Genomic DNA, 8784 nt, shown 5'->3' on the forward strand with positions numbered 1-8784 from the left:
CACGTTTGTGCTTCGAACCCGATTTACGAAAGGGGGAGTGGGGCCTGACCCCTGGGGCCCCGTTTTTGCTGCAGCGCGGTAAGTACTTGTTTTGATGTACGCATTGTGATCCGTTCGATTCCTGCAACCCCACGGAAATCCGACGTTTAGTGGGGTTGCTGACCACTGCTCCTAGGTTCACGTGAACCCGGGGGTTGCGTAGCGAGCCGGTCCGCAAGGGTTCTTGCCCTCGCCACCGCCACCGGCCTTCGCCCCGTTCATACCGGGGCAGACTTCAACCGCTGCTGCGCTCGCGCTCTGAACGTCAGAGCCCCTGCATTTTGCCTGAAGCACTTGGCCGCGAGGAAAAGCCTTCGCGCTCGCAGCGAGGGGGGGGGGCCGATGTACTCGGCGCGGATCGGGATCGCAGCGATGCGACAAAGCGCCGGGAACTCGGCAGGCATCCTGCCTTCTTCAAACGATGTCGTGCTTCCCGGGACAATCGGCAGCCAATCCGTAGCCAAAAGCGCCGGCAAGCCCTTCCAGCGACGGGATTTTGGATGAAAGTTTCATTTGCCCCAATTTTTTTGAAATTCGATGTTACGGATTTGTTTCCGCCGAATGTCATTCTTCTGGGAAGGCGCGATGCGCGCGCCGCAAAAGAGGGGCGTCAGATGAAAAAAAGCTTGGTCGCGATCGCCATGGGGGCAACCGTGTTGAGTCCGTTCATGGTGTCGGAAGCGGCTGCGCAGACCGCTCAGCGGGCCCGCGTTGCACAGAGCTTCGACATTCCCGCCGGCAATCTGGCGGAGGCGCTGCAGGCATGGAGCAAAGTAACCAAGCGCAACATCCTGTTCCGGATGGACGATGTCGCCCGCAAGCGGACGAACGGGGTCAAGGGCGATTACCCGCCGATGCTCGCGTTGCAGATCCTGCTGGTCGATACCGGCCTGAAGGTCGTCACCGCGGAGAATGGGTCGGTTGCCCTGCGCCCTTTGGCCGATGAGCCGGACAACAGCGTAACCCCGGACATCCTCGTCAACGGGCGGGTGAACTGGTCGCTGAATGCCGGCATCGAGCGCACCCAGGACGACAGCCAGCCGTTCATCGTGCTGGGTCGCAAGGAAATCGAGCGGAGCGGCGCGCCGAACCTCGAAGCGTTCCTGCGCAACCAGCTCAACGTCAACACCTCGCCGATCATGGGTGACCAGGCGATGGGCGGCCCCAACGATTCCAACCGGGCCGTGGGGATCAGCTCGATCAACCTGCGCGGCATCGGCGTGCGCGACACGCTGATCCTGATCGACGGCCGTCGCCAGCCGGGCATCAACATCGGCAGCGGCGACATCAGCCAGCCGTCGATCACCGGTATCCCGATCTCGGCCGTGGAGCGCATCGAGGTCCTCGCATCCTCGGCCTCGGGCATCTATGGCAGCGGCGCCTCGGGCGGCGTGATCAACATCGTGCTGCGCCGCGACTTCAAGGGCGTCGACCTCTCGGTCAATTACGACAACACCACCGATTTCGCCGCGGGGCGCAAGACGGTCGACCTCGTCGGCGGCCTGCCGATCGAGGGCGGGCGGACCCGCATCTCGTTCAATGGAAACTGGACGAAGGGCGACGCGCTCAGCTATGGCGACCGCGAGAACATCCGCCAGCGCGGGATCAAAGCACAGCTGGCAAACGATCCCTATGCCTTTTACGGCAGCTACGTCGATGCCCCGCAGGGATCAGCCGTCAACTACAAGTCCTTCGACGGCTCGATGCTGCAGCTCAAGCCGCAATATGGCGGGCAGACGCTGACGACGAGCCTGGGAACGGTCCCGATCGGCTATGCCGGCCTGCAGGCTGCGGGCGTGGCGCCGCTGCTGGCGTCGGTCGGCAAGTATAATCTCGATCAGCCCAACACCGCATCGGGCTATGGCGCGCGGGCGCCGCTGATCTATCCGGTCGATCAATATAGCGGATCGCTGGCGATCCGCCGCGAGTTCAGCCGCTGGCTGACGATGTATGCCGAAGTCGGCATCACGTCGTCGACGGCGTACAACACCTATTCGAACGCCATCAATTCCTTCACGCTGAATGCGGACGCCCCCAACAACCCCTTCACCCAGGCGATTTCGGTAGCTTTCCCAGCGAACGCGCAGTTCGACACGCGAGTCAAGAGAAAGGCATCGACCTTCCGCACCCTCGCCGGTGCCATCGTCAAGCTGCCCTGGGATTGGCAGGCCATCGCCGAACTGGCCTATTCCACTTCATCCTATCAATCGCAGGACAGTCCGGCGAACAACACCGTCAATGCGACCTACAATCTCCAGGACGGGACAACCAACGGCTTTCTCGACACGACGTCGTTCCCGCTCAAGCTGCCCTATAACGCCACGCCCTATTCGAACCGCAATGCCGACGGCAAGGCATCGAACCTCGCACCTTCCCTGCGGCTGGCCGGCCCGCTGCCGCTGACGCTGCCGGGCGGCAAGGTGCGCATCACCGCCAATACCGAAATCAATACCGCTCGGATCGAAGCAACCGCCAACACGATGCTGAACGACGATACCGCGCTCACCAACTATATTCCCAAGGCGATGCAGACCACCAAATCGGTCTATGCCGAGGTCCTGTTCCCGCTGCTGGGCGAAAAGCATCAGCTTCCGCTGGTCAAGCTGCTCGAACTGCGCCTTTCCGCCCGCCATGAATCCTACCGGGGCGACGGGGCCGACCCCTATCAGTGCCAGGTGCCGACCGTGCCCAACCAGAGCGATTATTTTTCGAGCTGTCCGCCGGCGGGAACGATCATCCCGCGCTCGATCACCAGCAATGCCCATACCGATCCCAGCATCAGCCTGCTCTGGACGCCGATCGACGGCATCACGCTGCGCGGCTCCTACACCACGGGCTATCTGCCGCCGCAGCTCAACCAGCTCGTCCGCACCCCGCGGCCGTTCATGGCCGTGAACATGCGGGATAGCGCGCGCGGCGGCGAGCTGATCGGCATGGACATCGGATTCGGCCTGAGCGCCATCCCCGGCTTTTCGGGCGGCAATCCGAACCTGAAGCCGGAATCGTCGAAGACCTGGACGGGCGGCGTGATCCTGAAGCCCCATTTCCTCGACGGATTCCGCTTCTCGGTCGACTGGACGCATTTGAAGAAGCGCGATCTCTACTTCGACCCGCTCATCCTGCTCGGCACCTTTTTCGGCAGCTCGCAGCTGCAGTTCGATCAATTCCTCAAATCTAACCCGGATCGCGTCACCCGCGGGCCCGCGTCCGGCGGCTATGCGGTGGGGCCGATCACGTCGCTCGACGTTTCGATGATCAACCTCAAGTCGATGGAGACCCAGGCCTTCGACTTCACCATGAACTACGATACGACGCTGTTCGGCGGCACGCTGTCCGCCGTGGGCCGGGCGACCTATATCGACATGCTCACCATCGCCCCCTTCGCCGACTCCCCGGCCGTCAACTATGCCGGCGTGGCGACGACCGCGTTCTCGGCCGGCGCCGGCGGACAGGGATCGCTGCGCTTCCGCGGCAGTGCTTCGGTGCAATGGAGCAAGAACCGGCTCAGCCTGGGCTGGCAGACGCGCTACATGAGCGGCTATTATCTGCTGGCGGACCATTCCGTCGTCACCGCACAAGGCTCGGCCAAGGTCGACAGCCAGATCTATCACGACATGAACATCAGCTACCGGCTGCCGATCAAGATGACGGTATATTTCGGCATCAACAACGTCTTCAACAAGATGCCGCCGCTCGATGTCTCGCAACGACCGCTCTTCTACAGCGCCTATGGCGATCCGCGACTGCGCAACTTCTATCTGCGGTTGACCAAGTCGTTCTGATCGACCGTCGCCGCACCGCTTCTTTCCCTCGCGGCGGTGCGGCGGGGCACTCCGCGCCCAGCGATTCCGCGCCCGGAATCGCTGGGCGCGTCGTTTCAATCGGCAGCGATCCGCGCCACCACGCGTACGGTGGAGAAAAGTTCCCCCGCCGTTACGGGTTTGCGCCGGCCGATTGTCTTCAACCAAGACGAACCAGCATTTTTTTCCAACCGGCCGAACCGGCATTCCAGCGGCGCCAGCCGCGTCTCGATCAAGGATATGTTATGACATTGCGTACGATGTTGATGGCCGGTACCGCCCTGCTGCTGGCGCCCACCGTGAACGCGGCGCCGCACCCGGCCGCCGCCACACCTTCGGCGGAGGCGGTGACGGCCACGGCGCCGGCCGAGCTCGTCAAGCTGGTCAAGGACTTCACCATCCCCTACCAGACCTTCACGCTGCCCAACGGCCTGAAGGTGATCGTGCTGACCGATCGCAGCGTTCCCATCGTATTCACCAGCATCAACTATGCCGTCGGCTCGACCTTCGAACCCGCCGGACGCAGCGGCTTCGCGCATCTGTTCGAGCATCTGATGTTCAACGGCAGCGAGAACGCCCCCGGCGACTATTTCCAATATCTGCGCGACGCCGGCTCGATCAGCATGAACGGCAGCACCGGCTATGACTTCACCAACTATTACGAGACGGTGCCCACCGGCAGCCTCGATCGCGTCCTGTTCCTGGAAAGCGACCGGATGGGGCATCTGCTCGGCGCCGTCACCCAGGCCGTGCTCGACGAGCAACGCGGCGTGGTGCAGAACGAGAAGCGCAACGGCGACAACAACCCGGCCAGCATCCTGAGCTATAGCCGCCGCAGCGCCATCTATCCGGCCTCGCATCCCTATGGCCACAGCGTCATCGGATCAATGAAGGACCTGAACGCCGCATCGCTGGCCGATGTGCACCAGTGGTTCAAGGACTATTACGGCCCCAATAATGCGACGCTGCTGCTGGCCGGCGACATCGATCTCGCCACCGCCAAGGCCAAGGTGATGCAGTATTTCGGCGACATTCCGCGCGGGCGCGCGATCATGGAGCCGGTGGCGTCGGTGCCGGTGCTGAAGGCGCCGATCAACCAGGCGCTGACCGGCCCCGTCTCCACCGTCCAGATCGCGCGGACCTGGCCGGTGCCGGGCGGCCGCGACAAGGCCAATTTCGCGCTCGATGCGATTTCCGGCCTGATGACCGGGATCGACGGCGCCCCGCTGACCGACAAGCTGGTACGCGAGCAGAAGCTGTTCAACTATCTGAGCGCCGACAACTCCACCTATCGCGGCGTCGGCGAGTTCACCGTCTATGGCTCGGTGCGCCAGGGCGTCGATCCCGCGCTCGCGGCGAAGGCGCTGGACGAAGCGATCGCCGCCTTCCTGAACAGCACCCCCTCGCTCGACGCGCTGAACCGCTACAAGAGCACGCGGATCATCCCGCTGATCCGCAACAACGAGACGATCGAGGCGCGCGGCGGCCTGTTGATGCAGGCCAATTCGGTGCTCGGTTCGCCCGACAAGTACAAGGACGACCTCGAGGCCTATCTGGCGCTGACGCCGCAGTCGGTAATGGCGGCGGCGCGCGAATGGCTGGGCCGCCCCGGCTATCGCGCGACGCTGAAGCCGGGCGACCGCATGACTCCGCCGGGCGACGAAAGCGTCGCCGGCGTCGAGGTTCCCGATGCGCCCAAGGCCGCGGTGGTGCCTGCGCAGCACGGCACGCGTGGGCCGGTGCCCGGCATCGGCGCGCCCGACGCCGCCCGCTTCCCGGCGGTGCAGCATGCCAAGCTCGCCAACGGCATTCCGGTGTTCTACGTCCAGCACGCCACCGTGCCCTTCACCACCGCGGAACTCGCGTTCGACGTGGGCCGGATCGACGAACCGGCGGACAAGCGCGGCGTGATCGGCTGGATGTTCCAGATGCTGGCCGAAGGCGCCGGCGGCCATGACGATCACTGGTTCAGCCAGATGCGCGAGCGGACCGGCGCCTCGATCTATGGCAGCGCCCAGAACACCAATTCCGGCGTCAGCCTGGCGGCGCCCAGCGCAAGCCTGGGGGCGGCGCTGGACACCATGATGCTGATGCTGACCAAGCCCGATTTCCCGCAGGATCGGCTGGAGGATCTGCGGCGGGAGGAGATGGCGCGCGTCAACGCCGCGCCGCAGAGCCCGGCGGCATTGCTCAACGAGGCGTTCACCCAGGCGCTCGCGCCCGGCACGCTGCTCGCCAAGGCGGCCGAGGTGCCGACCGCGGCCGAAGTGCAGGCGATCACCCGCGCCGATCTCGAAACCGCCTTCCGCCGCTGGGTGCGCCCGGAGGGAGCGAGCCTGGTGATCGTCTCCAACGAACCGCTCGCGACCCTGCTGCCCAAGCTCAACGCGACGCTGGGCGCCTGGAGCGCCGCGGGGCGCGGCCCGGCGCCCGAGCCGCTGAAGGTGAAGCCGGCGCTCGTCACCGGCCCGGCCAAGATCGTGCTGGTCGACATGCCCGGCCAGGTCCAGGCGTTCGTCACGGGGGGGCAGCTCATCGATCTGCCGCGCACCGACGAAGGGCTCGCCCCGCGAGTCGCCAACCTCGCGCTCGGCGGCGAATTCATGTCGCGCATCAACATGAACCTGCGCGAGGACAAGCACTGGACCTATGGCGCCTCGGCCAGTTTCGACACCGACGATCTCGGCTCGAGCTACCAGTTCGAGGGGCAGATCCAGCCGGACAAGGTCGGCCCCGCCATCGCCGAGGTGCAGCGCGAACTGAACGCGATCCTCACCGACAAGCCGATCACGCGCGAGGAATTCGACAGCGGCGTCGTCAACATCCTGCGCAAGAACGTCGCCTCGTTCCGCTTCGGCGGGCAGGTGATGGGCGCGGCGTCGGTGCTCCGCCGCAACGGCTGGCCCGACGACTTCTTCAACACCTTCAACGCGCGGCTGCGGGCGCTGACGCTCGACGAGGCCAACGCCTCGCTGCGCCACTATCTGCAGCCGTCGAAATGGGTGTGGGGCGTGGTGGGCGACGCCAAGACGATCCGCCCGCAGCTCGAGAAGCTGGGCCTGCCGATCGAGGTCGTGACGCCGGCGCAGATCCTCGCCAAGAACTGAGCGATGCGTGGGCGGGGGGTATCGCCCCCCGCCCCTTTCCCGCTGGACACCCGAAAGTGTCGATCGTTTCCCGAACCGATGAGGCCGTTGCTGTGGACCTTCCGGCGCACCCCGCCCCCCGCAAGAGGATGAAGGCCGGCAGCGCCCTGCTCGCCCCGCTGCTCCTCGCCAGCACGCACGCGGCGGCGCAGGCCGCGTCCGAACCCATCGGCAACGGCGTCGTCGCGCCGGCGCCCGCCCTTGCCCGGCCCGCCGGCAAGCGCTGCGTCGTCGAATTGTTCGCGCGCCGCGCATTCCAGGGCGATACCCCGCTGCCGATCGCCTATCGCCCGCCCGCCGATTGCCCGGGGACGTGGAGCAAGGTGGTGCTCGAAGCCGATTTCGACGTCACCACCGGCACCCAGTTCGATCGCACCGCCGACCTCACGCTGGGCGGCACCACGCTGTTCGTCGGCACCACGATGGAGCCGGACGCAACCTATGCCCCGCACTGGCATGTCGAGCGCGACCTGACCGACTATGCCGCGCTCCTGCACCAGCCGGCGGACGGTGCGGCGACGCTGGTCAACTATGTCGATACCGAGCATGATGCGCAGGCATTCTGGGGTGCGCGGCTGGTCTTCTACGCCGGCGACGCACCGGACCCGAGCCGCATCCTCGTGCCCGTAACCGCCGGATTTGCCCGCCTCGATCCGCAGCAGCGGATGGTGGCGCGCACCCTCACCCTGCCGCGCAACCTCACGCGGGTGGCGATCGACCTGTTCGCGATCGGGCAGGAGCGCGAGGAATTCTGGTATGATTGCGCGCCCGGCAACCTTGCCCTGCGCAACGTGTTCGGCCCGCCCCCCTGCGCCGCGCCGTTTCGCGACGTCGAGGTGCTGATCGACGGGCAGCTCGCGGGCGTCCGCTCGGTCCAGCCGGCGATCTTCACCGGCGGCATCAACCCCGCGCTTTGGCGCCGCGCACCGGCGCTCGATGCGCTCAACCTGCCCTCCGCGCGGGTGGACCTGACGCCGTTCGCCGGGCTGCTCAACGACGGCAAACCGCACGTCGTCGCGCTCGCCATGCCGATGGCGGGCAGCTTCTTCCGCGTCTCGGCCACCCTGATCGGCGAGGTCGATCCTGATCGTGCCGTCGTGCCGGGCGCGCTGATCGCGAACACGCTCGCGCCGGCAAAGGCGCCGACGCGGCAGGTCCGGCCGCCGCGCGCGCCCGGCGCGATCGGCACGATCGAGACGGTCGCCACCCGGGCAGCGTTCGCCGAAGGCTATGTCGAGACCAGCCGCGGGCGCGTGACGACGCGCGTCGCCTATGCGCTCGACCAGCGGCTGATCACCACCCGCGACACCGGCAAGTCGAGCAAACGCTACGACGCGCACCAGTCGATCACCGTCACCACACACGGCGGTGAACCGACGCGCCGCCGCATCGACGAACACGACACGCTGGTGATCGACATCGGCGTGAAGCCGCCGCTCTACGGCGTGAAGAACGGCACGCGGATCACCCAGTCGAGCGAACGAACGGTCACCGGCGCGGGCGATCGCGACACACACACGCTCCAGACGATCACCAGCTTCGCGCCGAGCTTCTCGCTCTTCATCGATGCCAAGCCGACACCGAACCGCGTGACCGTGACCTCGCTGGTCGAGGATGCGAACGGCCGCCGCCAGGTGGAGGCCGTGGTGGCCGATGACCAAGTCACGCGATCCGAACGCGATTTGGGCGCGACCCCGTCAGCCCGCGTGCTGGCGAAGCCATAGAGCGTTTTTACCTTGGGCGAAGACGCTCTAATACCAAGGCGCATTGAGGCGGACTCACCATGCCTCTCCCCGTCC

3 protein-coding genes are annotated in these 8784 nt (G+C 65.9%); all 3 read left to right on the forward strand.

Translation table 11 applies throughout. The features are described 5' to 3' along the window. The first annotated feature begins 653 nt into the window (after positions 1 to 653). The 3 genes from SAZ01S_RS22540 (at position 654) to SAZ01S_RS22550 (ending at position 8709) form a co-directional block, all read left to right on the forward strand. Positions 654 to 3821, forward strand: a complete 3168-nt coding sequence (locus SAZ01S_RS22540) for a TonB-dependent receptor (protein WP_245825137.1) — start codon at positions 654 to 656, stop codon at positions 3819 to 3821. 263 nt (positions 3822 to 4084) lie between these two features. Then, a complete protein-coding gene (locus SAZ01S_RS22545) occupies positions 4085 to 6946 on the forward strand; it encodes a M16 family metallopeptidase (RefSeq protein WP_084584579.1) in 2862 nt (953 codons plus the stop codon). 128 nt (positions 6947 to 7074) lie between these two features. Next, a complete protein-coding gene (locus SAZ01S_RS22550) occupies positions 7075 to 8709 on the forward strand; it encodes a peptide-N4-asparagine amidase (RefSeq protein WP_084584580.1) in 1635 nt (544 codons plus the stop codon). Positions 8710 to 8784 lie beyond the last annotated feature (75 nt).

The organism is Sphingomonas azotifigens NBRC 15497 (genome assembly GCF_002091475.1).
Lineage (GTDB): Bacteria > Pseudomonadota > Alphaproteobacteria > Sphingomonadales > Sphingomonadaceae > Sphingomonas > Sphingomonas azotifigens.

Coding starts and splice junctions, on each gene's coding strand:
- SAZ01S_RS22545 (WP_084584579.1), top strand. CDS start 4,085: ATGACATTGCGTACGATGTTGATGGCCGGTACCGCCCTGCTGCTGGCG.
- SAZ01S_RS22540 (WP_245825137.1), top strand. CDS start 654: ATGAAAAAAAGCTTGGTCGCGATCGCCATGGGGGCAACCGTGTTGAGT.
- SAZ01S_RS22550 (WP_084584580.1), top strand. CDS start 7,075: ATGAAGGCCGGCAGCGCCCTGCTCGCCCCGCTGCTCCTCGCCAGCACG.